Origin of the sequence: Vibrio sp. B1ASS3 (assembly GCF_905175355.1) — a bacterium.
GTDB lineage: Bacteria > Pseudomonadota > Gammaproteobacteria > Enterobacterales > Vibrionaceae > Vibrio > Vibrio owensii.
In genome coordinates this window covers 3,404,810-3,431,586 of the sequence record NZ_HG992742.1, presented here as the reverse complement: position 1 = coordinate 3,431,586, position 26,777 = coordinate 3,404,810, and the positions used below count along the sequence as shown (strand labels likewise).

The following is a 26,777-nucleotide window of genomic DNA, read 5'->3' as shown; positions in this document are numbered from 1 at the left end:
TCCAAACCGCCATATATCAGGACAAGGACACTTTCGAACGCCGCAGCGTAATTAGCGTCATCATTATTAGTATTGGTTACTTTGGTTTTAGCCAAACCAGCAAGGTCAATGCGGATTGTCTGTTCATCAGTTTTTGAGAAGCCGTCTCAAGCTGATGGTAAGTTTTTGTTTGTTTGAGTTTCGCTCGTTAGAATAGAGGGAAACATTAGGACAGGAACTTTCCATGAATCAGTTACCCACTTGGCACGATGTGATCGGCGAAGAGAAAGAGCAGAGCTACTTTGTCGATACTTTGAATTTTGTTGAAGCAGAACGAGCGGCAGGCAAAGCCATTTATCCGCCAGCGAAAGACGTATTTAATGCGTTTCGTTTTACCGAGTTCAAAGACGTTAAAGTAGTGATTCTGGGGCAAGACCCTTACCACGGTCCTAATCAAGCGCATGGTTTGTGTTTCTCTGTGCTGCCTGGTATTAAAACGCCACCATCTTTGGTGAATATGTACAAAGAGCTGGCGCAGGATATTGAGGGTTTTCAAATTCCTCAACATGGCTTTCTACAAAGCTGGGCTGAACAAGGGGTGTTGCTACTCAATACCGTATTAACAGTAGAGCAGGGCAAAGCACACTCACATTCGAAAACCGGTTGGGAAACCTTTACTGACCGCGTTATTGAGGCCATTAACCAGCATCAAGAAGGAGTGGTGTTCCTGCTGTGGGGGTCACATGCGCAGAAGAAAGGTCGTTTTATCGATCGCAATAAACACCATGTCTTGGCAGCGCCGCATCCATCGCCGTTATCGGCACATCGTGGATTCTTTGGTAGTAAGCCATTCTCACAAGCGAACCAGATTCTGCTTCAGCAAGGTAAAGAAGCCATCAATTGGCATTTACCGATGACGGTGTAAATCTCAATTTCCTTCTTATATATAGAGAAAACAATCAGTACAGCGATCGTGGGAAGACGATCGCTGTTTTTTTGAACACCGTCGAGTCAGGTATTGGGTTTCTCATATACACTTATAAAAAGTAGGTGTTAAGGAGAGACGCTATGATGATCGAAAGAATTCGACGCGAACACGGCTATATGGTCCGTCTGCTGGCAATATTGCGCCACAAATTAAATGAGATTAAACAAGAACGCGCCATCAACTATGCGTTGGTGAGTGAGATCGTGGATTACCTCTCTAACCATTCTGAAAAAATTCACCACCCTAAAGAAGATATCCTCTATCACTATTTCCTCGAACACTATGGTCAGCAAAAGACCATGGAAGACTTGGAGTTAGAACACCAAGTGCTGGCGAGCAAAACCAAAGAGTTCTCACTGTTGATAGAGATGATCTTGCAGGATGCGGTTGTCCCTCAAGAAATGTTCATTAATCAGCTAGAAGACTTTATTGTGACGCAAAAACGCCACCTTGAGTTGGAAGAGCGCCAGATTTTACCTTTGATTGAAGAGTTATTTACTTCCCAAGATTGGCAATACGTTGAAAGCTTGTGGCATGAGAATGAAGATGACCCAGTCTTTGGTAACACCATCGCGGATCGATATAAACAACTTGCCGCTCGAGTGCATCAAAACGATGTTGAGTTCGTCTAAACCAGAAAAATGGCAAAGTAAACGATTGCGTTTATGTGGTTTATTTTGCCGCTTTCTTATTTGGTGAGAATTGTTTGGAAATTACTTCGTTACAAATATGAGTGAAAACAGAGGGAAATTCTCAATAGGTAAGAATGGGTGACATGCTTATGAAACTCGCATAAAAGTCACCCAATTTTGCTGTATCTATAAAAGACAAAAGGCACCATTGAGGTGCCTTTTGCGCAAATTATAGTTTGATGTCATCCAGAGTGATGTCGTGACAGACGTCCAGTTCACGCAGCTCCTTGAGCAAGTTGCGTCTATCGTTCATTTCTTCAATTTCTCGCCACTTACGCTTCACTGGTTTCGCGCGAGATCTGCTTGTTGAGGTAGTATCCAGACCAAACAGGTCGTCGAGTTGAAAGCCTTCCATAAGCCACCTTTACCTTTTTCTATCTAAACTGTTGTAACCAGTCCTTGTGGAGCTTTTTTAGTACCACAATAGGCGTGAGGATAACCATGATATATTTCGCATTTGTGTCGGTAACATGACATTTTCGTGCAAAAATACTTACAGAATCACATTTTGCATGCGTTGAAAATGCACAAAAAATAAGCGAACGATCTCACGAAAACGATTAAATGAAGAGATTTGGTATGTTAATTCGAACGGCTTATTTTACTCAATTTTTGAATACTAAGGTTGCATAGCATCGCTTTGATGAAAATGTATCCAATGGTAACAAACCAACACAGGAAATTTTTATCAGATACCTTGTGATTACTAGCCTCATCAAAAATAAATGGTATGTCATTTCGTTAACGGTGTTGGTGCTTTTTATGTTGAGTTTTGATAAACAAGATGTTGCTGTTTGTGAGCGTTAAGTTTTCCTTTTATGTTAACTTTTGGTGACTTTATAGTGAAAAATAACAAGGTTATTTTACTGATTGCATATTGATTTTTGCTTGTCGAGGCTGCATTATCCGCCCGTCAAAAAATACGCTGGTACGTAAAATGGATGCATGAAGCGACGTTTACGATTCTAGATTGCGCAATAAACATTATTCAAAAAGCTAAGCAGACTTTGACACTTAGCATGCAATCTGGTGGATGGCTCGGAAGCAAAGACTGGCGCAACTCACTTTGAGGTACACATGACAGACTTAATCAATTTGATGAACGACCTCCTTTGGGGCTCGATTCTTGTTTATCTTCTTGTTGGTGTAGGAATCTACTTCACCGTTTGATTGGGATTCATTCAATTCCGCCATTTTGGCCACATGTTCTCTGTTCTAAAGAACAGCCGTAAAGCAGACAAAGCTGGTATCTCTTCTTTCCAAGCGCTTTGTACTAGTCTTGCTGCACGTGTTGGTACGGGTAACATGGCGGGTGTTGCAGTTGCACTGACTGCGGGTGGCCCTGGTGCAATCTTCTGGATGTGGTTGATTGCGATGCTTGGTATGGCGACGTCGTTTGCAGAAAGTACACTGGCGCAGCTATACAAAACCAAAGATGATGATGGCAACTACCGCGGTGGTCCTGCTTACTACATGGAAAAAGGCTTGGGCATGCGCTGGATGGGCGTATTGTTCTCAATTTTCCTAATCATCGCTTTTGGTTTGGTATTTAACGCCGTTCAAGCAAACTCTATCGCGAATGCAATGAGCAACGCATTTGGTTGGGATGACCTTTACGTAGGTATCGCAGTTGTTGCTTTGTCCGCTGTCGTTATCTTTGGTGGTATTAAGCGTATCGCGAAAGTTGCTGAGTTGGTTGTTCCTGTAATGGCTCTGGCTTACCTCGTTCTTGCGATGTTCGTGATGCTTTCTAACTTAGAGAAACTACCAGATGTTCTAATGCTTATCTTCAAGAGCGCATTCGGCCTGCAAGAAGCAGCAGCTGGTGGTCTTGGTTATGCCATCGCACAGGCGATGATCAACGGCATCAAACGTGGTCTATTCTCGAACGAAGCGGGTATGGGTTCTGCGCCAAACGCGGCAGCATCAGCAACGCCTTACCCACCACACCCAGCATCTCAAGGTTATGTACAGATGCTAGGCGTGTTCATGGATACGATCGTTATCTGTTCGGCGACAGTTGCTATCATCCTGATGTCTGGTGAGTACGTAGGTCAAGCAACGGAAGTGACGGGTATTGAGCTAACTCAGCGTGCATTGAGCTCACAAGTGGGTGACTGGGGCGGCATCTTTGTTGCGGTTGCGATCTTCTTCTTCGCATTCACCTCAATCATTGCTAACTACTCGTACGCTGAAACAAACCTAATCTTCCTAGAGCACAACCACAAAGCGGGTCTAGGTATCTTCCGTATCGTTGTACTAGGTATGGTTATGTTTGGTGCGCTAGCTTCTCTACCTGTGGTTTGGTCACTTGCTGACGTCTCTATGGGTCTGATGGCGATTGTGAACTTGGTGGCGATCATCTTGCTATCTGGCATCGTGATTAAACTGGCGAAAGATTACAACCGTCAGCTAAGCGAAGGCAAAGTACCAACGTTTGATCCGAATGACTTCCCTGAGCTGAAATCTCAGCTAGAGGAAGGTATCTGGGACAACAACAAGAAAGATAGCTAAGTGATGTCTAATCATCGTTGAAAGCTATCAACACGATTCAAAAAGCCATGCAGACAATGCATGGCTTTTTTTGTACCCTAATGGAAAACAAAATTAGGGAAGTTAAAGTCATGCTTATCGTCGTTTCTCCAGCTAAAACGCTTGATTACGAGTCTCCACTTGCAACCGAGAAGTTTACTCAACCAGACTTGGTTAGCTATTCAAAAGAGCTGATCGAGGTATGCCGTAAATTAACACCTGCCGATGTTTCATCACTGATGAAAGTGAGCGATAAAATCGCTGATTTGAACGTTGGTCGTTTCCAAGAGTGGAGTGAAACCTTCACTACCGACAACGCGCGCCAAGCGATTCTTGCGTTTAAAGGTGATGTGTACACTGGTCTTGAAGCGGAAACTCTTTCTGATGCCGATTTCGATTACGCGCAAGATCATCTACGAATGCTATCTGGCCTTTACGGTCTGCTTAAGCCGCTTGATTTGATGCAGCCATACCGTCTTGAGATGGGCACTAAGTTAGCAAACGACAAGGGCACTAACCTTTACCAGTTCTGGGGTAATGTCATTACCGATAAGTTGAATGAAGCGATTGCTGCGCAAGGCGACAACGTACTGATCAACCTAGCATCGAACGAATACTTCAAAGCGGTGAAGCCAAAGAACTTGGATGCACAAGTGATCACGCCAATCTTCAAAGATTGTAAGAATGGTCAATACAAGGTGATCAGCTTCTACGCGAAGAAAGCGCGCGGCATGATGGCTCGCTACATCATCGAAAACCGTATCGAAAGCGTTGCTGACCTCACTAAGTTTGATGTTGCGGGTTACTACTTCGTTGAAGAAGAGTCGACCCCAACTGATTTGGTGTTCAAACGAGAAGAGCAAAACTGATTTAAGTAAGTTAATCGCGAGTGGATGACTCAGCGAAGTAAAGTACGCCAAAAAGCCGGATAGTTATCCGGCTTTTTTTATGCCTGTTCGATCTGATCTTAATCGAAGTTTTTACATGAAAAGTTTATATCTTAAAAAATAGTTGAGTAATAAAGTTTAAAGTTGTATTTTGAATACAACTTTAAAAATAAAGGAGTTCTCCTATGTCAGACTTCAAGCTCACACACAAAAAATGTATGGTCCGCCCCGTTATTGCAACTACAATTTAGTAATAACGGAGTTGGTTTGCGCTAATGTATTCGGAGTCCACGTTGGGAACATTAACTTCCCGCTCCACGATGATATCCGCGCCAGATTATCCTTAAAAGCCCCAAAGCAACTAGGTGCTATTTTTTGTATCAGGTTACTAATCTGGCCGATCGACCGTTTTTGTCATCACGTTCATTGGCGTTGCAAACTTGGTTATGGCTATACAGCCTTAAAAGCTTGGCGGTGGTACAACACCGCCCAAGCTATTCTTGCTAGCTTATTGGCAAGTGCGACTACCACTACATTAAACGGCTTTGTTGCTCGTAAATTGACTAACCAATCTCCAAACACTTTTCCTGTTGTTTCTATCCTAGATAGCACGGACCTCGCTCCATGTATAAATAGAGCGCGAAGGTGTTTGTTCCCTCGTTTACTCATGCCTAATAGCTTTGATTTGCCACCCGTTGAATACTGCCTTGGAACGAGTCCTAGCCATGCAGCCATCTCGCGACCTCCACCAAAGTTTGAAGGAGAACTGATATTAGCCACACACAGCGTTGCTGTTAAATCACCAATACCAGGAATACTCTTCAAAAGCTCGGCATTTTCATTATTTTCAGTAATTGCTTTCAGTTTTCTATCTTGAGTAGATACTTGCTCATTTAGGTATTTATAGTGCTCATGAATCGAGAGCAACTCAGCGACCAGACTCGGTGGTAGTTTTATATCTTGCTCGGCCAACCACTGAAATAGCGCTTTCATCTTGGCATGGCCTTTAGGAAAACTCAGCCCAAACTCAAGTAGTATTGCTCCAATTCGGCTCATACAAGCCGTTCGTTCTTTTATATAACCATCCCTCACTCGATGGATAGCTGCGATTACCTGAGCTTCCTCTGACTTGGCAGAGACAAATCTCATGCTTGGTCGACTCGCTGCTTCTGCTATCGCAGCTGCATCAATAAAGTCGTTCTTGTTACCTTTGACGTAAGGTTTTACATATTGAGGCGGGATAAGTCGAACTCGATGCCCATAGGCTTCACACTTTCTCGCAAGCCAGTGAGCACCACCACAGGCTTCAAAAGCGATGATGGTAGGTTCAAGTACAGATAAGAAACGGAGTAGTTGGCTTCGACTAAACTTACGGCGAATAACGTCTTTGCCAGTGTGATTGTTACCAACCGCATGAAAGCAGTGCTTGCCTAAATCGATACCTAAGATGTGAATGGTAGACATATGGTTCACCTCGTTCTGAGAGCCTACTCTAAGCGTAGGGCTTGAGAGTGAGGCGGACCATATAATTAGCCTCTAAGTTATCGGAGTACATTGCACTGCGTATTACCAAGTTGCTGAAATTCACTCTGAACATCTTTTATGGCAAGAAATACGCGAAGCGCGCTGTGATTCTCGAAACGATCGCCGCCGTGCCGGGGATGGTGGCCGGGATGTTCAATCACCTTAAAGCGCTGCGTCGAATGAAAGACGATGAAGGTTGGATCCGAGAACTCCTCGACGAGGCTGAGAACGAGCGCATGCACCTAATGATTTTCCTCGACATTGCCAAGCCAAGTTTGGTTGAGCGTTTATTGGTGTTGTTGGGACAAGGGGTTTTCATTGTCGTGTACAGCGTCATCTATCTGCTGTCTTCTAAAATCGCGCACCGTGTTGTGGGGTACTTCGAAGAGGAAGCGTGTAATAGCTACACTGAGTACCTAGAGAAAATTGATAGCGGGGAAGTGGAGAACGTACCAGCCCCGACTCTGGCGATCGATTACTACAAACTGCCTGCCGATGCGATGCTAAGAGATGTGATTTTGCGGATTCGAGAAGATGAAGCGGGACACCGTGATCGCAACCATGGCTTCGCGGATGCCTATGAAGACAAAACCCTTCCAGCTCATCAGCTATAGATGAAAAACAAAAAGAGCCGCGATTGCGGCTCTTTTAGATTTGGAATTAATCAGACGTGATTACTTCTTCTTAGCGGTTTTCTTTTTCGCTACTTTCTTCTTGTCGTCTTTTTTCTTTTTCTTCTTAAACACTGGTTTTTTGTGTTTAGGGCGCATTTCTTTCACGAAACGCTCTTTGATGTCTTCTTTCACGTAACGTGCAACGCGATCCATCATTGGTTGGTCGTGCGCTTCTACGATTGAGATAGCATTACCTTTCTTACCTGCACGAGCCGTACGGCCGATACGGTGAAGGTACACGTCTGCCGTGCGTGGCATGTCGTAGTTGATTACGTGTGATACATCTGGAAGGTCGATACCACGCGCCGCTACGTCAGTCGCTAGTAGCACGTTTACAGTGCCTTCACGGAAACGAGCAATGGCGTTGTTACGACGATCTTGAGGCATTTCACCTTGAATCCAAGAACATGGAATTTGTGCGCTTTCTAGTTGAGCACGAAGCTCTGCTAAACGCTCACGAGTCTTCAAGAACACGATAGTGCGTTCTGCTTGCTCTGTGATGATGTGTTTTAGCAGGGCAAGTTTATGCTCAGCGTCATCAGCACGGTGGTACCACTGTGCAATCTTTTTACGCTCACGCAGTGGGGACTTCGCGTCGATCTCTGCTGGTTCGTTCAGTAGGTCTGCTGTGAAACCTTCTACGCCTTTGCCTTCTAGTGTTGCTGAGAACAGAAGGGTTTGTTTACGCCAGCGACATTCGTTAGACAGACGGTCAACCGTTGGCGCAAAGCCCATGTCTAGCATGCGGTCAGCTTCATCAAGGATTAGCCATTCAATCGCACGACAGTCAAAACGCTCTGCGTCAATGTATTCGCGTAGACGACCTGGTGTTGCTACCACGATATCTTGTGTGGTTGCTAGGATGTCTGCGTGCTCTTGGTATTGAACGCCACCAGTGATGGTGAAGATGTTTAGCTTGGTGTTTTTCGCCAGAGCGCGAGCTTGATCCGCTACCTGCATCGCAAGTTCACGAGTTGGCGTTAGGATCAGAATACGTGCAGGCCCAGGTTTACGACGTGGGAAATCTTGCAGGTATTGCAGTGCTGGCAGGACGAACGCTGCCGTTTTACCAGTACCAGTTGGTGCTGACGCTAGAATGTCACGACCATCTAACGCTTGTGGAATCGCTTCTGCCTGAATTTTAGTTGGGCGTTCGTAGCCCATCTCTTCGATGGCTTCTAGTAGGTTTTGGTCTAGATCAAGTTCAGCAAAGGTTCTGATCACAATGAGTTCTCCACAAGCAAAGCTTGGTTAATGGTTCGCCACAGCAGCATAGAATATAAAAAGGTCGCACATTATAAAGTGATTGGTGACAAGGATCACATGTTATTTCACATCTTAAGATAAAACTCGCGAGTTAGCTGAGTAAAGTCGTCGCTATAACCCTCGCTTGAATGGATGATCAAATGCGTTTCCTGAGTATCACAAGCTTGTTTGGCTAATTCAAACAGTAAACGGTGCACGGGCTTTTTCTGTGATGGTTGCACGCGACAGATACGCGATAAGTGCCACCCTTGTTGCTGCGCCATGGCAATAAACTGTTCGCCCTCGGTAATTGGCAGAACAAAACTGGCGCTACCATCTTGTTCAAGTAACTCATAACAGCGTTTGAGTAATGCGGCGTGTTGCAAGGTATCAGTGTGTCTTGCCGTCGCACGTTGGCTTTGTTTCGATTGCTCGCCACTGTTGAAGTAGGGCGGGTTGCAGATGATGTGTTCAAAGCGCTGCTCCGATTCAAACTGCAATACATCGGTGTGGCGAACGCAGAGTCTGTCTGACCACGGAGATTGGGCGAAGTTTTTCTGTGCTGCCTCGATCGCCGAGATTTCAATATCAAGGGCAGTGATCTGTGCGTTAGGAAACCGCTGAGCGCACATTAATGCCAGTAACCCTGTGCCAGTACCAATGTCCAAAATTTTACTCTGTGGTGAGCAATTTGCCCAAGCGCCAAGCATCACGCCATCGGTACTGACGGGCATGCCGCTCTCGCCACCGTGAATGGAAAATTGCTTGAACTTGAAGCCCTTAGTCTGGAATCTTTCGCTCTTCATGATTGTTTTATATTTACTCAATAATGGAGATAAATGCTCTATTGTTTCTTAATTGTATAGATTGTTATCTTGTTGGTTATTAAATTGTATTCTCAATTGATCGAGACAAAGAACTAGTCATAAAACTCAAGGTAGTGATTTCCACTGCTTTTAAGTTGGTGAACTAAATTAATATGGTGTTTTTTTCTTAAAGGTTGCCAAATGATGGTTACTTCGTCATTATGCGGCGGAAATTTATAGATTGAACCACAGGTACTCATTAACTTTGGGTATACAAAAAGTGGTCGATGCATACACAACATTCATCAATTCAGAAAAAGGGTTATCTGTGAAGCAGACGTTAAAACTAACAGATATTATCGCAGTAGGCTTTATGCTATTTGCGTTCTTTTTGGGTGCCGGCAACATCATTTTCCCACCACTAGCGGGTCAGCTAGCGGGTGATCATCTGATGCCAGCAATGTTCGGTTTCTTGCTAACAGCGGTAGGTCTACCTCTTATTACTATCGTTGCTATTGCTGTAGCGGGCGGCTCTTGGGATCACTTGACTCAAGATCTTCCTAAGAAAGCAGCGGTTCTGATGGCGGCGTTGATCTTCATCATCATCGGTCCTGCATTTGCTGCGCCTCGTACTGGCCTTGTGGCTTACGAGATGGCAGTGAAACCATTCTTCCTAGATGCCTCTCAAGCGCATCTGACGTCATTCTCAATCTTGTTCTTCGCGGTAGCAATGACTTTCGCTTGGTTCCAAGGTCGTTTGATTGACTTGATTGGTAAAGTGCTAACGCCTGTGCTTTTCCTTGGCCTTATCGTTCTAGCAATTGCGGTATTCGTTGACCCGCAAGGTGAAATGATGGGTGCACACGGCGAGTACCTAACTCAACCGCTGACCAAAGGCTTCCTTGAAGGCTACAACACCATGGATACGTTCGCATCGTTGATGTTCGGTATGCTAATGGTAGACGCACTTCGTAGCAAAGGCATCACTGAGCGCGCAGCGACGACGAAATACCTAATCTGTGCAGGTTGTATTGCAGCAGCAGGTCTTGCGTTCGTTTACATCTCATTGTTCTACCTAGGTGCGACGAGTGCAACTATCGCAGCTGGTGCGGACAACGGTGGTGCAGTACTAAGCCAGTACGTTCAAGCGCTATTTGGCCCTTACGGTCAGATCGTACTTTCAATCATCGTATTGCTTGCATGTTTGACTACGGCTATCGGCCTTATCTCTGCATGTTCAGATTTCTTCAGCTCTAAGACGAAACTGACATACAAGCAGTGGGTTATCATCAACGGTGCTGCTTGTGCACTGATTGCAAACGTAGGTCTGTCTCAGCTAATTTCACTATCAGTTCCTGTACTATTTGCGCTATACCCAGTTGCAGTAGCCTTGGTTGCGCTAACATTCGTACGCAGCAAGCTGCCAAACCCGCGTGTAGCGTACCGCGCTGTATTGCTAGTATCACTGCTGTTTGCATTGATTGATGCAGCGAAAGTAGCAGGTCTAGACGTTTCAGCATTCAACATGCTGCCACTGTTTGAAGTGGGCATGGGTTGGGTTCTACCAACGTTTGCAGCGATTGTTTGCATGTTCTTTGTTGCTAAATCTTCTCAACCTGAGTTGACAGAAGAAGCGGCATAATTGCTGACTCGCAAGATTAAAAAAGCCCGGTGAAGCGATTCACCGGGCTTTTTGTTTGTCTGTGGTTTTGACAGTTGATGCTGACTTATAGTGTGTCGTGAAACTCAACCAACACTTGTTCACACCATTTCTCGATGCGTTCGTCACTCAGTTCGTATTGGGAATCTTCATCCAGCGCTAAGCCAACAAATTGGCTGCCATCTTCCGTCAGTGCTTTCGATGCTTCGAACTCATAACCTTCATTTGGCCAGTAACCGATAAATTGCGCGCCTGTTGCTTTTAGCTCGTCATGCAGTAGGCCCATCGCATCAAGGTACCATTCGCCGTAGCCTTCTTGGTCACCCAAGCCAAACAGGGCAACCACTTTGCCTTTTAGTGGCGTAGTTGCAATGTTTTCCCAAATGGCACTCCAGTCTTCTTGGATTTCACCGAAGTCCCAAGTCGAGATACCAATCAGCAGTAAATCGTAGTCTGCCATCAGTGACAGCGGTGTCTCTTTCACGTTGTGAATGTCGACAAGGTCTTCACCAATGATATTGCGAATTTTCTCTGCTGCCATTTCTGTGTAGCAGGTTGTTGAGCCGTAAAAGAGTCCGATTTTCATTATATTCGTCGTTTTTTGTGTTGCTGTTGTGGCAGATTCTAACCATAAAACGGGGAAGATTGCAGCGAATATCCCGAGGGAGATGATTTTTTTATGGTATTGGTTGGGCACTTGCCTTACTCTCAATACTGTAAATATAAACAGATAAGGAAGCGTTCATGACGGCACAACAGCCTGTCAATCAACAAGATTTTGGTCTTGTTGAGCAATTCTTAGATGCGATGTGGATGGAGCGTGGTCTATCGGAGAACACGTTAGCTTCCTACCGAAATGATTTAATGAAACTGCTCGCGTGGATGGAGCAACACAGCTACCGACTTGATTTCATCAGCCTGTCTGGCTTGCAAGAGTACCAAAGCTACCTAGTCGATTTAGATTACAAGCAGACATCCCGCGCGCGCATGCTGTCGGCGATTCGCCGTTTGTTCCAATACATTCACCGAGAAAAAGTACGCGCGGATGATCCGAGTGCATTGCTGGTAAGCCCAAAGTTGCCACAGCGCCTACCTAAAGACATCAGTGAAGAACAAGTGGATGCACTGCTCGATGCACCAGACCCAAATGACCCGGTCGAACTGCGTGATAAAGCCATGTTAGAGCTGCTTTATGCTACGGGTTTGCGTGTGACAGAGTTGGTCAGTCTGACAATGGAAAACGTCAGTTTACGCCAAGGGGTAGTGCGCGTGACTGGTAAAGGTGGTAAAGAACGCCTGGTTCCTATGGGAGAAAACGCGGTCGATTGGATTGAAACTTTTATCCAGCAAGGTCGGTCTGCTCTATTGGGAGAGACTACGTCGGACGTGGTATTCCCAAGCAAGCGTGCGAGACAAATGACCCGCCAAACCTTTTGGCACCGTATTAAGTACTACGCTGTGATTGCGGGTATTGATACCGACCAATTGTCACCGCACGTATTGCGCCATGCTTTTGCAACGCACTTATTGAACTATGGCGCAGATCTCAGGGTCGTACAGATGCTGTTGGGGCATAGTGACTTATCGACCACGCAAATTTATACTCACGTGGCGACTGAGCGATTGAAACAGATCCACAGTCAACACCACCCAAGAGCATAATGATGGTTTGGTTCATCCATTATCTCATTGGATGAAAGGATTTTATTTTAAGGTGAATTTAATGAGCGTATTACGCCGACTAACTCTGCTGACTTTACCGTTTTTCGTTGCCGCTTGTGGTGCTGAAGAAAGTCAGGCAAAAACGGAAACTCCTGCACAACAAGTCGCACCAGCGGCAAAACAGAACTTTGATGAAGCAGCGCTAAAAGCGAAGTTTTCTAAGTTGGGTGTGTCTATTCTTGATATCCAACCATCAGACGTTGCTGGTCTTTTAGAAATTCAAACCAATGGTGGTGTGCTGTTCGCATCAAACGATGGTAACCACTTTATTGCCGGTACACTTTACGCCATCGATGATAACGGCGGTTACAAAGACGTGATTGCTGAACGTCAAGCACCTTTGAATGCAGCAAAAATCGCGAAGTTCTCTGACAGCGTGATCGAATACAAAGCGGACAACGAGAAATACGTTGTGACGGTATTCACTGACATCACTTGCGGTTACTGTGTGCGCCTACACAGCCAAATGCAAGGTTACAATGACCTAGGCATTACGGTTCGTTACATGGCTTACCCTCGCCAAGGTGCAACAGGTCCAGTTGCTGAACAGATGGCGACAATTTGGTGTGCAGAAGATCCGAAATCAGCAATGCACAACGCAAAAGTAGATCGCACGTTTGATAACCCAGCGAAAGATCTTAAGCAGTGTAAAGAGACCATCCAAGCGCATTACAACCTAGGTCGTGAGCTTGGCATTTCTGGTACACCAGCGATCTTCCTACCAAACGGTGAGCTAGTAGGTGGTTACCTTCCACCGGCAGATCTGCTAAAACGTTTAGAGCAACAATAATCCTTTAAGGAGCAGAGCCAGTGACATTCGCTGGCTCTTTTCAAACATGATAGAAATTCAACGACGTCCCGAACCGGATCTTTCTCTTCTTCCCGATTCTATTCCCGCCATTCTTAAGCGTATTTACATCAACCGTGGTATTACGGATGTAGCACAGCTAGAGACCTCTGCGCGTGGCTTGCACTCTTACCAACAACTTGGCGGTATTGATAAAGCGGTCGAGCTCTTATTCCAAGCGATTGATGAGAAAAAACGCATTATTGTCGTAGGCGACTTTGACGCTGATGGCGCAACCAGCTCGGCTCTGTCTGTTCTCGCATTGCGTATGCTTGGCAGTAATAATGTCGATTACCTAGTGCCAAACCGCTTTGAAGATGGCTATGGACTGAGCCCGGAAGTAGTAGATCAAGCATTAGAGCTGGGTGCTGAGATGATCATGACGGTAGACAACGGTGTCTCGTCGATTGAAGGTGTCCGCTACGCCAAAGAAAACGGCATTACTGTACTGGTGACTGACCACCACTTACCGGGCCAAGTGCTACCGGATGTGGATGCCATGGTGAACCCGAACCTCGACAGTTGTGCTTTCCCATCGAAAGCGTTGGCGGGGGTTGGCGTTGCTTTCTATCTGATGATGGCGCTGTGTGTGCACATGCGCAAACAAAATTGGTTCGCGCAGCAAGGCATGCAAGAGCCTAAATTGATGGAGCTGATTGACCTTGTTGCACTTGGTACGGTCGCCGACGTTGTTCCACTCGATGAGAACAACCGCATTCTTGTACACCAAGGCTTGCAGCGGATTCGTGCGGGCAAAGCGCGTCCGGGGATTCAAGCGTTGATCGAAGTGGCGAAGCGCGATGCTCGTCGTTTAGTCGCATCAGATTTTGGTTTTGCTTTAGGCCCACGAATTAACGCCGCAGGTCGCCTTGATGACATGTCATTCGGTGTTGAACTGCTGATGTGTAACAACATCCATGCGGCGCGTCGCATGGCGAGTGAGCTAGACGGTTTGAACCAAACTCGTAAAGAGATTGAGGAAGGCATGAAACAAGAAGCGATGGCTTTTTGTGAGCGTCTTCAGTTTGGTGAAAACAGTGAACTGCCTTACGGCTTAGCTTTATTCCAACGCGATTGGCACCAAGGTGTGATTGGTATTCTGGCTTCACGCATTAAAGAGAAGTTCCACCGTCCTGTTATTGCTTTTGCTGATGGTGGAGAAGGGACGATCAAAGGTTCTTGTCGTTCGATTCCTGGCTTACACATGCGTGATGCGTTGGACTTTATCGATACGCAAAACCCAGGTTTGATCATCAAATTTGGTGGTCACGCAATGGCGGCAGGTTTAACCATCAAAGAGCAAGACTTTGAGCGTTTCAGTCGTTTGTTTGATGATGTCGTGAAGAAAGAGTTGGATGAAGCAGCGCTCAAAGGCGTGATCATGTCCGATGGTGAGCTTAAGCCTGAAGAGTTTTCAATGCACGTTGCGGAGCAATTGCGCTCTGGTGGCCCTTTTGGTCAAGCGTTCCCAGAACCCATCTTTGATGGCGAATTTAAAGTGCTGCATCAAAAGCTCGTGGGTGAGAAGCACCTTAAGCTGATGTTAGAACCGCTTTACAAAGGTCATCCAACCAATGTGATGATTGATGGGATTGCATTTAACGTTGATTTGCGTCGTTGGCCGGACGCATCGGTGAAAACAGTACGTCTCGCGTATAAGTTGGATGTGAATGAATTTCGTGGCAATCAATCATTACAGCTAATGATTGATCACATTGAAGCCAAGTAATACCGAGAAAATCACTTCTTATAGAGTACGGTCGCCTTTAAGTGGGGCAAAAATTTCATGACCGTGCTCTCTCTAATTGCAATCTGATTTCCCAGCCGAAATTTTCCTGTATCTCCGTCACATTTTTGAGTAGAATTTCTCGGTTAAATTCTATTCTAAAATGTTGAGCCAACATGTTTGAAATCAATCCAATTAAAAACCGTCTTCAGGACGTGTCTGAGCGCACGAATGTCCTGAGGGGGTATCTTTGACTATGACGCTAAGAAAGAGCGTCTAGAAGAAGTCAACGCAGAACTTGAACAGCCGGATGTATGGAACGAGCCAGAACGTGCACAAGCACTGGGCAAAGAGCGTGCATCACTAGAAGCGGTTGTTGAAACTATCGTTCAACTAGAACAAGGTGTAGAAGACGTTGATGGTCTTCTAGAGCTTGCGGTTGAAGAAGAAGATCAAGAAACGTTTGACGAAATCGAACCAGAACTTGCTGAGTTGGAACAGAAGCTAGAACAGCTTGAATTCCGTCGTATGTTCTCTGGCGACCACGACAGCTCTGATTGCTACATTGACTTGCAAGCAGGCTCTGGTGGTACTGAGGCACAAGACTGGACCAACATGATGCTACGTATGTACCTGCGTTGGGCTGAAGCAAAAGGCTTCAAGGCAGAGGTTATCGAAGTATCTGAAGGTGAAGTCGCTGGCCTTAAAGGCGCGACAGTTAAGATTTCTGGTGAGTACGCTTACGGTTGGCTACGTACAGAAACAGGCGTTCACCGCCTTGTACGTAAATCGCCATTCGATTCAGGCGGCCGTCGTCACACGTCATTTGCTTCTGCGTTTATCTACCCAGAGATTGATGAAAACATCGCTATCGACATTAACCCTTCTGACCTACGTATCGACGTTTACCGTGCGTCAGGTGCGGGTGGTCAGCACGTTAACACCACTGAATCTGCGGTACGTATTACGCACGTTCCAACGAATACAGTAGTGCAATGTCAGAACGACCGTTCTCAACATAAGAACAAAGATCAGGCAATGAAACAGCTTCGAGCGAAGCTATTTGAGCTTGAATTGCAAAAGCAAAACGCGGAAAAACAAGCTAATGAAGACGCTAAGTCTGACATTGGCTGGGGTAGCCAGATCCGTTCTTACGTATTGGATGACTCACGCATTAAAGACCTCCGTACGGGCGTTGAAAACCGCAATACTCAAGCGGTTCTTGATGGCGATCTGGACAAATTTATTGAAGCTAGCCTGAAATCAGGTCTATAAAGCTTTTCACCGACAAAAAACAGGATACATCGAAAATGACTGATGCTGTTCAAAACGAAACTGTACAAGAAGCCTCTGCACAAGAAGAGAACAAGCTAATTGCTGAACGCCGCGCTAAACTGGATGCAATCCGAAAGAGCTGCAAAGCGAACGGCCATCCAAACGACTTCCGTCGTGACGCACTAGCGGGCGACCTTCAGAAAGAGTTCGGTGAAAAGACGAAGGAAGAGCTAGAAGAGCTTAACCACGTAGTAGCAATCGCTGGCCGTATCATGGCTAAACGTGGTCCATTCTTGGTAATCCAAGAAACTTCTGGCCGTATCCAAGCTTACGCTGACAAAGCAGTACAAAAAGTACTGAAAGACCAATACCAAGGCCTAGATATCGGTGACATCATCGGTGTGAAAGGTGCACTTCACAAGTCTGGTAAAGGCGACCTATACGTGAACATGGAAGAGTACGAGTTGCTAACTAAAGCACTACGTCCACTTCCAGAGAAATTCCACGGTCTAACTGACCAAGAGATGCGTTACCGTCAACGTTACGTTGACCTAATCGTTAACGAAGATTCTCGTCAAGCGTTCGTAGTACGTTCTAAAGTAATGTCTGCAATCCGTAACTTCATGATCTCTAAGCAGTTCATGGAAGTTGAAACGCCAATGATGCACGTTATCCCTGGCGGCGCGAGTGCGCGTCCATTTATCACGCACCACAACGCACTAGACATGCCAATGTACCTACGTATCGCGCCAGAGCTATACCTGAAGCGTCTAGTTGTTGGTGGTTTCGATCGCGTATTCGAAATCAACCGTAACTTCCGTAACGAAGGTCTTTCTCCACGTCATAACCCAGAATTCACAATGATGGAATTCTACATGGCGTACGCAGACTACAAAGATCTGATGGACCTAACTGAAGAACTACTAAGCTCTGTTGCTCTAGAAGTTCTAGGTTCAACGTCAATGCCTTACGGTGAAGACACGGTTGAGTTTGGTGGCACTTACACTCGTATGAGCATGTTCGAAGCTATCAAGCACTACAACCCAGACCACGCGCAAATCCAAGCGCTAACAGAAGAAGACATTCAAAACCGTGACCTAATGGTTTCTATCGCGAAATCTGTTCACGTTGAAGTCGAACCTTTCTGGACATGTGGTCAGCTTCTTGAAGAGATCTTTGGTGAAACAGCTGAACCTAAGCTAATGCAGCCAACGTTCATCACTGGCTACCCAGCAGATATCTCTCCACTGGCTCGTCGTAGCGATGACAACCCATTCTTCACAGACCGCTTTGAATTCTTCATCGGTGGCCGTGAAGTAGCAAACGGCTTCTCAGAGCTTAACGATGCAGAAGACCAAGATGCACGCTTTAAAGCACAGGTTGAAGCGAAAGAGTCTGGTGACGACGAAGCAATGTTCTACGATGCAGACTACATCACTGCTCTAGAGCACGGCCTACCGCCAACAGCAGGTCAAGGTATCGGTATCGACCGCCTAGTTATGCTACTGACTAACACGCACACTATCCGTGACGTGATCCTATTCCCAGCGATGCGCCCACAAGCGTAATCTCCTCGCTGAGTAATGAAAAAACCACCTGCGGGTGGTTTTTTTGTATCTTTAATTTGAGCTAATTCAACTATTTGCATTTAAGTTTGGATAGGAAAGGTAAATAAGCATTCGCCAAATCTCAATCTGTTGCATAGTCTTAATATTGAGACAGACTTCGTCAGTCGTAGTCTCGATAATGTTACCCGTTCGCAAAGATGGGTTTGTGGAGCGAAATTTCTATCAACAATCAATAAGGGTTAGAGAATGGCTGGGCAGTTTAAGATGGATTCCATTCCGGGATCGCTAGTCGTAGTTGGCGGTACTTATGAACCTTGGTTATCAGTACTAGAACAAGTGGGATGGAAGTGTCACCAAGTGGGTGACTTACGTAAAGCCAACACATTGTTAGAAGATATTGGACCATGCATCGGTATAGTTGACCTCAGCCATGATGAGTTCAGCCTTAATGGTTTAGCAAATTTAGTGAGTTCTCATAAACACGTGCGCTGGTTAGCGTTCATCCGAGAATCTCAACTCGGAACTGATACCATCTGTCAGTTCATCGTGAACTTCTGTATCGACTTCTTTACTGCGCCAATCCCAGATGCGCAACTACTCAGCACCATTGGTCACCAATTGGGTATGCTGAAACTAGAGAAGAAAGTATGGCCGAGCTTCGGCAATAGCCTAGATATGGGGCTGATTGGCGAATCTATCCCAATGAAACGCCTGCGTGACCAAGTGAAGCGTATCGGTCCAACGGATGTGAGTATTCTTATCTATGGCGAGAGTGGCACGGGAAAAGAAGCTGTCGCTCGTGCAATTCACAAAGTGTCGTCACGTTCGCATAAGCCATTCTTGTCAATCAACGGTCGTGCGCTTAATGAACAACGCTTCCAAGCAGAAGTGTTTGGCATTCAAGCCGATGAAGACATGGGCCAAAGCCTGCTTGAGCAAGCGGATGGCGGTACGGTTCTTTTCAATGACATCCTAACCATTTCAAAAGAACAGCAGATGAACCTGCTACGTTTCTTGCAAGAAGGCACAATTGAAACTCGTGATGGTGCGAAGAACGTTAATGTTCGTGTTCTTGCTGCTAACTCTTCAGACGTTGAAAAGGCGCTGATCGATGGTGACTTTAACGAAGAGCTTTACCATTACATCAATGTGCTGCGCATCAACGTACCGAGCCTAAAAGAGAGAGCAAGCGACATCGGCATGCTGGCACGTTTCTATCTTCAAGAGTTTTCAAAAGAGTACAACTCGCAAGCTAAGAGCTTTTCTGAAGACGCTTTGAAATCGCTGACTCGTTACTTCTGGCCAGGCAACGTACGAGAGTTGATGAACCAAGTGAAACGTGCGGTTTTGATGTCTGATAGCGTACTGATTGAAGAGCATCATTTAGATCTTCCTCAACGAAATGACTCGAAACGTAGCTTGAAGTCTATTCGCGAGAAGAGCGAACGAGATGCGTTGCTGGTGGTGTTAGAGTCGCACTCTGGTCAAGTCTCTAACGCAGCAAAAGAGCTGGGTGTATCACGTGCAACCATGTATCGACTGCTGAATAAACACAATTTGATTTCAGACCAAACGGTTTAATCAATAATAAGCTTGAGAAAAAAGGAGTGCTGATGCGCTCCTTTTTTGTACGCAATGTCCTGATATTTATAAAACTTGATATTTTATATATTCCTTAGTTGAATATGTTATTCAAAAAACTATATGCAACCTAATTTTAGCCTATTGGTTTGTTTTTAATCGAAAGGATAAAAATTGTTTGATAAATATCCTCTGTTGCTTACAATTTAGCCGTAACTCAAAGAGTTATACCACATCAATCACGGATTAATTTTTAGCTAGGAGGCGCAAGATGAAACATTACGTTGTTAACACCACTGCTTGCGCTGATCGTATGTCTGATGCTCGCTCAACCTTTGATGCGACCAAACCAGATTTTACTGGCTCATTAGATTAAATTAATCCGTAACCTTTCTATTTTACTAGGCTGCGGAAAAGTAGCGGCTTAGTCTCAACAGAATCCCTCTGTTTAATTATCCCACTATTTTTCCCAGTCGATTATCTATCGCTATTTGGAGAAAAATTATGCGTCACTCTATCTATCTAAAATTGGCCACGGTGCTTTTGAAAGCCGATCTGAAACGTGAAGAAAAGCAATGGCAACGTATGGTTCGTCGTAGTTCTCATGATATTCCATGGACTAACGAGCACTTACTAAAAGACATTGGCCTGGATAAAGATGGCCGTTCAACACAAGCTAGCGTACCTGACGCGGTAAAAGTTGAACGTCGAGTTCGTCACCTTCGTCGTGTGTTAACTTCGCGAATACTGACGTAATCGAAAGCCCAAGTTGAAACTCCCACACACATTCGATTCAATTTGGGCTAAGAAAAAAGGCTGACCATCATGGTCAGCCTTTTTCGTTTTTCAGCCCTAAACCACCTACTTCAGTAGGTGGTTATCATCCGTTTCGGCTTTGCCTGTAAAACTACTCATGCTAAATGCGTCTTTGATTTTTCCAGAAGTCAAAGAGGACAAATAACATGAGTAGATACAATCAAGCTTCCCACGTATTTTGGCGATGTCAATACCATATAGTGTGGACTCCAAAGTATCGATTTAGGATCTTGAAGAACAATATAGGTAAAGAAGTTTATCGATGTATTTATGTTTACTGTAATCAACTTGGATGTGAAGTAGTAGAGTTAAACATACAAGTTGACCACGTGCATTTAGTAGTAAAGATTCCACCAAAGCTATCGATATCCAAGTTGATGGGGGTATTGAAAGGCAAAATAGCCTTAAAGCTATTTAGTAAGTTCCCTCATCTTAGGAAGAACAGGCTTTGGGGTAATCACTTTTGGCAAAGAGGCTATTTTGTCGATAGTGTTGGAATCAATGAAGAAATCATACGCCGATATGTAAGACATCAAGAGAAGCAAGAGCGAGTAGAGCAGCACCAGTTGGCGTTGGATTAAACAAAGGCCCCCTTTTAGGGGGCTCACACAAAGCCACCTTCTTTAGAAGGTGGTAATTTACTTTTACGTTTGGTATTGTATTGTTTGCTCGGCGCTCACTATGGGCAAGGGTTCGAGTAAGTCGTACCAATCGCTTGGATGTCATTAAGCAATTCTTCACTTAGATGAATATTGATGCTGTCGATATTGGACTTCAGTTGCTCTAGGTTAGTCGCACCAATGATGTTAGAACCAACAAATGGACGCTGATTCACGAAGGCAAGCGCCATTTGCGAAGGGTCTAAACCGTGGTCACGAGCTAGGTTGACGTATGCTTCTGTCGCTTTAACGCCTTGTGGTGTGAAGTAGCGAGCAAAGCGTTCCCAAATTGTGCAACGCGCACCTTCTGGTTTGGCTCCGTTGAGGTATTTACCACTTAAGCAGCCAAACGCCAGCGGTGAGTATGCGAGTAGTTGAACGCCTTCGTAATGGCTGATTTCAGATAAGCCGACTTCGAAGCTGCGGTTCAATAAGTTATATGGGTTCTGAATGGAGACGATTCTCGGTAAATCATGTTTTTCTGCCAAACGTAGCAGTGACATCACGCCCCATGGCGTTTCGTTTGAAACACCGATGTAACGCACTTTACCTGCGTTGACTAACTCCGTGAGAGCTTCAAGGGTCTCGATCAGCGTGACCTCTTCTTGCTTATCTGGGTAAGGATAGTTGAGCTGGCCAAAGCAGTTGGTCTGACGCTGTGGCCAGTGCAGCTGGTACAGATCAATATAATCGGTTTGCAGGCGTTTTAAGCTATCGTCGATCGCAGTGTGAATATGGCGACGGTTAAGGCTCATGTTTTCACGAATGTATGGGACGTTGCGCGGACCAGCGACTTTCGTTGCTAAAACCACTTTCTCGCGTTTACCGCTTTTCGCTAACCAATTGCCGATATACTGCTCGGTGAGTCCTTGTGTTTCTGCTTTTGGCGGTACGGGATACATCTCGGCAGTATCGATGAAGTTCACCCCATGATCGAGGGCAAAGTCGAGCTGTTGAAAAGCTTCTTGTTCGGTATTTTGCTCACCAAACGTCATAGTGCCAAGGCAGATCTTACTGATCTCGAGTGATGAGTGCGGTAGTTTTGTATATTGCATTTCACATCCTTGAAGAGTTACCGACTGAATAAGTCATTCCAATATAGGGGATTTTTAGTTGCTGTCGCAAATGATTTAAGTTTCGCTTTGTAGTTAACTCGAAACTTATCAATACGGTAACTAGACTTAAAGGATCTTGTGAAGGAGGTGCATTATGCAGAAGCATCAACTCGACATGTGGTTGCATGGCCACCACAAAGACTCCTATAAAACTCCGAAGGTCTTTGTGATAGGTTGTTCTGATGTCTCTGACTATCTGTTAGCAGTGGAGTACAAACACCAACTAGAGCCAATCAAAGACGGCGAAGATCCGATTCATTTTGGATCGTTAGATTTGGTGAAAGAAGAGCTGCTGAGGTTGGGGATTGATAAAGCGTATTTGAGACTGCACAACGCATACGATGAGTTCGGTAGCGAGGGTACAGCCTCTTACTGCGATATTGAATTGTCACTGGTAACGCATTGATCACTCTGATTGAGCGTTGATGTAGTGCTTCAATAGTATCTGTTCGGTGAATTGTGTCCTGAGGTAGAAACCGCGGGGCAGGGTTTTTATCGGCTTGCCATTTGAACTGTAAGCTTCCGTCAGTGCTTTTGCGTTCGCGGCTTTAGGGCGCAGATGAAGCGCTTCTCCGTGTCTGGCGGAAATTTGATCAAACTTACCCAAAACGATCAATTCCATCAATTCTTCCCAGTCGTTTTTCAGAATTAACTCTTCTTCTTGAGCCGGTGACCAAATCAGAGGGCTACCGACGCGGCGCTCAGCCAATGGAATCTCACGTTCTCCTTCCACTGGAACCCAAAGTACACGAGATAGCTTGTTACGAACGTGACTGGTTTCCCATGTTAAGCCTTGTACTCCTGTCAGTGGCGCAACAGAGACAAAGGTGGTTTCTAATGGTTTGCCAGAATAACTGATCGGAATGCTCTTTAGCTCGATCCCAAGCTTAGCGAAATCTTGTTGCGGTTTACTGCCAGCTGGCGCACCTAAGTGCCATTCCAGTAATTGCCCAACCCAGCCTTTATCGCGTTTCAAGTTTTCAGGAACAGTCATGCCTGCCTCTTCGGCAAGCTCTGTAAAGCTTAAGCCCGCAATGTCGTGCGCGCGTTCCATCAGTTCTGCTTCGGATTGTGGTTCTGGTTTCATAATGACAAGGTGGTGTTGGAAAACATCTAGTCTAACAAATTTGAATAAAATCCTCTGTCGAAGATTTCATCGAGCTGGATTAAGAATGATCAATCCATAACTTATCCACAGATTAGGAAGTGACCAATAGGATCTCTAGCTGGGCTGGATGAATAAACAGGGGTTTGGGACGTGATTGAGACTTGATTTTATTAAGATATCATGAAGTCTTACCTGTCCAATGTGGATAAATAACCGATTGTGCGATCTTTGACCGATCTGTATTTGATGAAAAGATCATCAGAAAAAATAAGATCAATAAATCATCAGTTTTACATTTAAATCTTTATTAATCATATTCTTATGTATTTTGATTTGAGTCTTTATAAATGTTGCCAATAATGGTTTTGAACAAAATTCTTTGTTGATAGCGTTTTCTTCACAAAGTTATTCACAGAAAAGGTGAATAAATGTGGGCTATGTCTCAGTCTTGTGTTGATAAAATAATATTTGTTCAAAAGATATCCAAAACTGGCCGAAAGGTAATAAATCTTGCTCATATCACATCAGTAAGTTTGCTAGTAATGGGGATATGTGGAAAAATCACGGTAATAAAAAATTATTCATAGAGGTTAGCCAGTGATAGATGGCGATGGTTACCGACTCAATGTTGGTATTGTGATATGTAATAACCATGGTCAGGTCTTCTGGGCTAAACGATACGGGCAACACTCATGGCAATTTCCACAAGGTGGGATTGACGAAGGTGAAACACCTGAACAAGCCATGTTCAGGGAGTTATATGAAGAAGTCGGTCTGACGAAAAAAGACGTTAAGATCATCGCAACAAGTCGTCATTGGTTAAGATATAAGCTACCAAAGCGATTGGTGCGTTGGGACTCCAAGCCTGTTTGTATCGGCCAAAAACAGAAATGGTTTCTGCTGCGATTGGAATGCGACGAATCCCGCATCAATATGCAGCGTGGGAAATCCCCTGAATTTGATGGTTGGCGCTGGGTAAGTTACTGGTATCCAGTTAGGCAAGTTGTTTCTTTCAAGCGAGATGTTTACCGTCGCGCAATGAAAGAGTTTGCATCTTTAGCCATGCCTTTTCGAGAGCGTAAGACGAAAGGGAAAAGAAAAAAGCAACGTAGATAGAGGATCAACATGCTCAGTCAGCTAAGGGAAATAGTTGAGAAAGTCTCCAGAGTCGATGACGTCCATCTGGCGCTCGACATATTAGTAAAAGAGACTTGCGCAGCCCTATGCACTGAATGTTGTACTATCTATCTTGCTAACGACGAAATGCAGCGCCTTGAGTTAATGGCAACTCAAGGCCTGATTTTTGAAGGCGATAGCATCCATATCAACTTCAATGAAGGCTTAGTCGGTTTGGTGAAGCGAAGTGCAGAGCCATTAAACCTTGCTGAGGCTTCTACTCACCCTGATTTTAAATTCTTCCCTCAGTTGGGTGAGCAGGTGTACCACTCCTTCCTAGGCACACCGATCATTCATCGTAAACAAGTGCTTGGCGTTTTGGTTATCCAGCAGAAAACCCCACGTTTGTTTAGTGAGATGGAAGAGTCTTTCCTTGTGACCTTGTCTGCGCAGCTTGCAGTGTTGATTGCACATGCCCAAAATTTAGGTCACTGGCAGCTCGCCTCTAAGCCCACTGTCATCAAGGGGCTTCCAGCTTCGACTGGCGTCGCAATCGGCGAGTTTTGGTTTGATGATACGCAGCCAAACCTAAACGACGTATTTCCAACATCGACATTAGATAAAGAACGTGAACATGAATTACTTGCGGTTGCCGTCGAGCGAGCGTTGGGTGATTTCCGCCGTATGCGGAAGAAATTCGATAGTGAAATTAACAAAGACGCGTTAGCGATCTTCGATCTCTTCACTCACTTGCTGAACGATCCTATGTTGCGTGGTGATCTTAAGAAGCAGATCGAGAAAGGTGATCGTGCGGACTGGGCACTGCGTCAGGTTGTCGAAACCTATTCCAACCGTTTTGCTCGAATGTCTGATGTTTACCTGCGTGAACGTGCGCAAGACATTCGTGAACTCGGGCAACGTCTGTTGTACTTCTTGCACAACAGTGAACAAGAACATGCTTCCATTGACCGTCCGGTTATCTTGGTTGCCAATGAACTCACCGCCACATTACTCGCTTCGATTCCAAAGCAGCATCTACTCGCTGTTGTCTCACTTGAAGGCGCAGCAAACTCTCACGCCGCGATTCTGTCTCGTGCGTTGGGTGTTCCTGCCATCATGGGTGCGAACATCAATACCAGCGTTGTCAATGGCAAGAAGGGGATTGTGGATGGCTACACTGGCGAGATTTATCTTGAGCCAAACAGGCAGCTTCTACGCGAGTATCGCAGCTTAGTTAGTGAAGAGTCTGAATTGTTCGCCATGGTGAACAAAGATTTGGCATTGCCAGCGATCACTCAAGATGATTGCCACATTGAAGTCATGCTCAACGCGGGCTTGAGTGCGGATAGCAATATCGCCATTAACTCTGGCGTAGATGGTGTGGGTTTGTACCGAACTGAAATCGCTTTTTTACTTCAACATCACTTTCCATCAGAAGATGAGCAGTATCATCAGTATCAAGCCATCCTCAATAGCTACGCGAATCAGCGCGTGGTTATGCGTACTTTGGATATTGGCGGCGATAAGCCATTGCCTTACCTGCCAATTGATGAAGACAACCCATTCTTAGGCTGGCGTGGTATTCGCTTTACGTTGGATCATCCGGACATCTTTTTGATCCAATTGCGTGCGATGCTTAGGGCGAGTGCTGAAAGTGGCAATCTGAGTATTCTGTTGCCGATGGTGTCTGGTATTAAAGAACTCGATGATGCGATTACACTTATCAATCAAGCCTACAGTGAAGTGGTGTTGTTGGATGAACGCATTCAAGCGCCAAAAGTTGGGGTAATGATCGAAGTGCCTTCAATGGTGTACTTGCTACCCGCTATTGCGCATCGTGTGGACTTCGTTTCTGTCGGTACCAACGACTTAACGCAATATTTGTTGGCTGTCGATCGGAACAATTCCCGTGTTGCGGATGTCTATGAATCCATGCATCCTGCGGTGTTGTTGGCGTTAAAACAAATTCATGATGTTTGCCACCAGTATCAAGTACCTGTGTGTATTTGTGGTGAGCTAGCAGGTGACCCATTTGGTGCGCTCTTATTGTTGGGCTTAGGTTACAACAGTTTAAGTATGAACACCTCAAACGTGGCTAAGGTGAAATATTTGATTCGCCATAGCCAGAAGAAAGAATTAGAAAAACTCGTCGAAAAAGCCATGTCATGCTCTTACGGGCAAGAAATCCATCAAATGATGCATGATTTCTTTATTCAACAAGGTTTTGCCGGCTTTATTCGTGCAGGTAAGAAGTAGG

General features: G+C 45.2%; 22 protein-coding genes and 2 pseudogenes. 17 read left to right on the top strand and 7 right to left on the bottom strand.

The annotated features are described in order from the left end of the window. Positions 1 to 223: 223 nt before the first annotated feature. Together ung and KJB05_RS15540 are read left to right on the top strand one after the other, a co-directional pair. Complete coding sequence (gene ung, locus KJB05_RS15545) at positions 224 to 904, top strand: uracil-DNA glycosylase (RefSeq protein WP_009707708.1); 681 nt, start codon at positions 224 to 226, stop codon at positions 902 to 904. A 143-nt stretch (positions 905 to 1,047) separates the two neighbouring features. Next, entirely contained in the window at positions 1,048 to 1,599 is a 552-nt protein-coding gene (locus tag KJB05_RS15540; RefSeq protein WP_009707707.1) for a hemerythrin domain-containing protein, read from the top strand. Between the two features lie 229 nt (positions 1,600 to 1,828). Here KJB05_RS15540 and KJB05_RS15535 read toward each other — a convergent pair whose 3' ends face one another. After that, a complete protein-coding gene (locus tag KJB05_RS15535; RefSeq protein ID WP_208444636.1) occupies positions 1,829 to 2,014 on the bottom strand; it encodes a DUF3545 family protein in 186 nt (61 codons plus the stop codon). A gap of 722 nt (positions 2,015 to 2,736) precedes the next feature. Between KJB05_RS15535 and KJB05_RS15530 the strand changes: the two are divergent. Then, positions 2,737 to 4,173, top strand: a pseudogene (locus KJB05_RS15530) (sodium:alanine symporter family protein). 110 nt (positions 4,174 to 4,283) lie between these two features. Next, positions 4,284 to 5,060 carry a peroxide stress protein YaaA gene (gene yaaA / locus KJB05_RS15525; RefSeq protein ID WP_009707704.1) on the top strand — a complete coding sequence of 259 codons (777 nt, stop codon included), beginning with the start codon at positions 4,284 to 4,286 and terminating at the stop codon, positions 5,058 to 5,060. Positions 5,061 to 5,528: 468 nt separating this feature from the next. Here yaaA and KJB05_RS15520 read toward each other — a convergent pair whose 3' ends face one another. Beyond that, a complete protein-coding gene (locus KJB05_RS15520) occupies positions 5,529 to 6,542 on the bottom strand; it encodes an IS110 family transposase (protein WP_102778931.1) in 1,014 nt (337 codons plus the stop codon). Positions 6,543 to 6,610: 68 nt separating this feature from the next. Between KJB05_RS15520 and KJB05_RS15515 the strand changes: the two are divergent. Further along, positions 6,611 to 7,216: pseudogene (locus KJB05_RS15515) on the top strand (alternative oxidase); the annotation flags it as partial. Between the two features lie 60 nt (positions 7,217 to 7,276). Here the strand turns inward: KJB05_RS15515 and srmB are convergent. Continuing rightward, positions 7,277 to 8,500, bottom strand: a complete 1,224-nt coding sequence (gene srmB / locus KJB05_RS15510) for an ATP-dependent RNA helicase SrmB (protein WP_005434916.1) — start codon at positions 8,498 to 8,500, stop codon at positions 7,277 to 7,279. Between the two features lie 107 nt (positions 8,501 to 8,607). Continuing rightward, the gene (locus KJB05_RS15505; protein ID WP_208446326.1) at positions 8,608 to 9,327 is read right to left on the bottom strand and encodes a tRNA1(Val) (adenine(37)-N6)-methyltransferase; all 720 of its coding nucleotides are present in this window, start codon (positions 9,325 to 9,327) and stop codon (positions 8,608 to 8,610) included. A gap of 328 nt (positions 9,328 to 9,655) precedes the next feature. Between KJB05_RS15505 and brnQ the strand changes: the two genes are divergently transcribed. Then, the gene (gene brnQ / locus KJB05_RS15500) at positions 9,656 to 10,969 is read left to right on the top strand and encodes a branched-chain amino acid transport system II carrier protein (RefSeq protein ID WP_132698643.1); all 1,314 of its coding nucleotides are present in this window, start codon (positions 9,656 to 9,658) and stop codon (positions 10,967 to 10,969) included. An 85-nt stretch (positions 10,970 to 11,054) separates the two neighbouring features. Here brnQ and fldB read toward each other — a convergent pair whose 3' ends face one another. Beyond that, on the bottom strand, positions 11,055 to 11,573 hold the full coding sequence (gene fldB, locus KJB05_RS15495) for a flavodoxin FldB (RefSeq protein WP_033004989.1): 519 nt from the start codon (positions 11,571 to 11,573) through the stop codon (positions 11,055 to 11,057). Positions 11,574 to 11,731: 158 nt separating this feature from the next. On the opposite strand from fldB, the gene xerD reads away from it, so the two are divergent. The 8 genes from xerD (at position 11,732) to tnpA (ending at position 21,103) form a co-directional block, all read left to right on the top strand. After that, positions 11,732 to 12,649 (top strand): site-specific tyrosine recombinase XerD, encoded by a 918-nt coding sequence (gene xerD / locus KJB05_RS15490; RefSeq protein ID WP_005434910.1) that lies wholly within the window; start codon positions 11,732 to 11,734, stop codon positions 12,647 to 12,649. Positions 12,650 to 12,710: 61 nt separating this feature from the next. Further along, positions 12,711 to 13,499: a bifunctional protein-disulfide isomerase/oxidoreductase DsbC gene (gene dsbC, locus KJB05_RS15485; RefSeq protein ID WP_009707701.1), complete on the top strand. Its 789-nt coding sequence runs from the start codon at positions 12,711 to 12,713 to the stop codon at positions 13,497 to 13,499. A gap of 46 nt (positions 13,500 to 13,545) precedes the next feature. Further along, the gene (gene recJ / locus KJB05_RS15480; RefSeq protein WP_005434908.1) at positions 13,546 to 15,285 is read left to right on the top strand and encodes a single-stranded-DNA-specific exonuclease RecJ; all 1,740 of its coding nucleotides are present in this window, start codon (positions 13,546 to 13,548) and stop codon (positions 15,283 to 15,285) included. A 173-nt stretch (positions 15,286 to 15,458) separates the two neighbouring features. Further along, a protein-coding gene (gene prfB / locus KJB05_RS15475) for a peptide chain release factor 2 (RefSeq protein ID WP_096030938.1) occupies positions 15,459 to 16,557 on the top strand; the annotation gives its coding sequence in 2 pieces (ribosomal slippage) (positions 15,459 to 15,533 and positions 15,535 to 16,557; 1,098 coding nt in all). Positions 16,558 to 16,592: 35 nt separating this feature from the next. Next, positions 16,593 to 18,125, top strand: coding sequence for a lysine--tRNA ligase (gene lysS / locus KJB05_RS15470; protein ID WP_005434906.1), 1,533 nt, complete (start codon positions 16,593 to 16,595; stop codon positions 18,123 to 18,125). Positions 18,126 to 18,371: 246 nt separating this feature from the next. After that, positions 18,372 to 19,706 carry a sigma-54 dependent transcriptional regulator gene (vpsR, locus tag KJB05_RS15465; RefSeq protein WP_208446325.1) on the top strand — a complete coding sequence of 445 codons (1,335 nt, stop codon included), beginning with the start codon at positions 18,372 to 18,374 and terminating at the stop codon, positions 19,704 to 19,706. 504 nt (positions 19,707 to 20,210) lie between these two features. Continuing rightward, the gene (locus tag KJB05_RS15460; RefSeq protein ID WP_005434903.1) at positions 20,211 to 20,462 is read left to right on the top strand and encodes a hypothetical protein; all 252 of its coding nucleotides are present in this window, start codon (positions 20,211 to 20,213) and stop codon (positions 20,460 to 20,462) included. Positions 20,463 to 20,668: 206 nt separating this feature from the next. Next, entirely contained in the window at positions 20,669 to 21,103 is a 435-nt protein-coding gene (tnpA, locus tag KJB05_RS15455) for an IS200/IS605 family transposase (protein ID WP_033007908.1), read from the top strand. A gap of 98 nt (positions 21,104 to 21,201) precedes the next feature. On the opposite strand, the gene KJB05_RS15450 is transcribed toward tnpA, so the two are convergent. Beyond that, the gene (locus tag KJB05_RS15450) at positions 21,202 to 22,236 is read right to left on the bottom strand and encodes an NADP(H)-dependent aldo-keto reductase (protein WP_208445599.1); all 1,035 of its coding nucleotides are present in this window, start codon (positions 22,234 to 22,236) and stop codon (positions 21,202 to 21,204) included. A gap of 154 nt (positions 22,237 to 22,390) precedes the next feature. Between KJB05_RS15450 and KJB05_RS15445 the strand changes: the two genes are divergently transcribed. Next, a complete protein-coding gene (locus tag KJB05_RS15445; RefSeq protein WP_005434899.1) occupies positions 22,391 to 22,702 on the top strand; it encodes a DUF6482 family protein in 312 nt (103 codons plus the stop codon). Here KJB05_RS15445 and mutH read toward each other — a convergent pair whose 3' ends face one another. Continuing rightward, positions 22,703 to 23,383, bottom strand: coding sequence for a DNA mismatch repair endonuclease MutH (gene mutH / locus KJB05_RS15440; protein ID WP_208445598.1), 681 nt, complete (start codon positions 23,381 to 23,383; stop codon positions 22,703 to 22,705). Between the two features lie 618 nt (positions 23,384 to 24,001). On the opposite strand from mutH, the gene rppH reads away from it, so the two are divergent. Then, the gene (gene rppH, locus KJB05_RS15435) at positions 24,002 to 24,520 is read left to right on the top strand and encodes an RNA pyrophosphohydrolase (RefSeq protein WP_005434895.1); all 519 of its coding nucleotides are present in this window, start codon (positions 24,002 to 24,004) and stop codon (positions 24,518 to 24,520) included. Positions 24,521 to 24,529: 9 nt separating this feature from the next. Continuing rightward, positions 24,530 to 26,776, top strand: a complete 2,247-nt coding sequence (ptsP, locus tag KJB05_RS15430; protein ID WP_027726738.1) for a phosphoenolpyruvate--protein phosphotransferase — start codon at positions 24,530 to 24,532, stop codon at positions 26,774 to 26,776. Position 26,777 lies beyond the last annotated feature (1 nt).

What these genes read in the sequence shown, in the direction of transcription:
- vpsR (WP_208446325.1), top strand. Translation starts at nt 18,372, where the DNA reads ATGGCTGGGCAGTTTAAGATGGATTCCATTCCGGGATCGCTAGTCGTA.
- lysS (WP_005434906.1), top strand. Translation starts at nt 16,593, where the DNA reads ATGACTGATGCTGTTCAAAACGAAACTGTACAAGAAGCCTCTGCACAA.
- yaaA (WP_009707704.1), top strand. Translation starts at nt 4,284, where the DNA reads ATGCTTATCGTCGTTTCTCCAGCTAAAACGCTTGATTACGAGTCTCCA.
- KJB05_RS15460 (WP_005434903.1), top strand. Translation starts at nt 20,211, where the DNA reads ATGCGTCACTCTATCTATCTAAAATTGGCCACGGTGCTTTTGAAAGCC.
- KJB05_RS15540 (WP_009707707.1), top strand. Translation starts at nt 1,048, where the DNA reads ATGATGATCGAAAGAATTCGACGCGAACACGGCTATATGGTCCGTCTG.
- KJB05_RS15505 (WP_208446326.1), bottom strand. Translation starts at nt 9,327, where the DNA reads ATGAAGAGCGAAAGATTCCAGACTAAGGGCTTCAAGTTCAAGCAATTT.
- dsbC (WP_009707701.1), top strand. Translation starts at nt 12,711, where the DNA reads ATGAGCGTATTACGCCGACTAACTCTGCTGACTTTACCGTTTTTCGTT.
- recJ (WP_005434908.1), top strand. Translation starts at nt 13,546, where the DNA reads ATGATAGAAATTCAACGACGTCCCGAACCGGATCTTTCTCTTCTTCCC.
- KJB05_RS15450 (WP_208445599.1), bottom strand. Translation starts at nt 22,236, where the DNA reads ATGCAATATACAAAACTACCGCACTCATCACTCGAGATCAGTAAGATC.
- ung (WP_009707708.1), top strand. Translation starts at nt 224, where the DNA reads ATGAATCAGTTACCCACTTGGCACGATGTGATCGGCGAAGAGAAAGAG.
- KJB05_RS15520 (WP_102778931.1), bottom strand. Translation starts at nt 6,542, where the DNA reads ATGTCTACCATTCACATCTTAGGTATCGATTTAGGCAAGCACTGCTTT.
- ptsP (WP_027726738.1), top strand. Translation starts at nt 24,530, where the DNA reads ATGCTCAGTCAGCTAAGGGAAATAGTTGAGAAAGTCTCCAGAGTCGAT.
- mutH (WP_208445598.1), bottom strand. Translation starts at nt 23,383, where the DNA reads ATGAAACCAGAACCACAATCCGAAGCAGAACTGATGGAACGCGCGCAC.
- tnpA (WP_033007908.1), top strand. Translation starts at nt 20,669, where the DNA reads ATGAGTAGATACAATCAAGCTTCCCACGTATTTTGGCGATGTCAATAC.
- KJB05_RS15445 (WP_005434899.1), top strand. Translation starts at nt 22,391, where the DNA reads ATGCAGAAGCATCAACTCGACATGTGGTTGCATGGCCACCACAAAGAC.
- xerD (WP_005434910.1), top strand. Translation starts at nt 11,732, where the DNA reads ATGACGGCACAACAGCCTGTCAATCAACAAGATTTTGGTCTTGTTGAG.
- fldB (WP_033004989.1), bottom strand. Translation starts at nt 11,573, where the DNA reads ATGAAAATCGGACTCTTTTACGGCTCAACAACCTGCTACACAGAAATG.
- KJB05_RS15535 (WP_208444636.1), bottom strand. Translation starts at nt 2,014, where the DNA reads ATGGAAGGCTTTCAACTCGACGACCTGTTTGGTCTGGATACTACCTCA.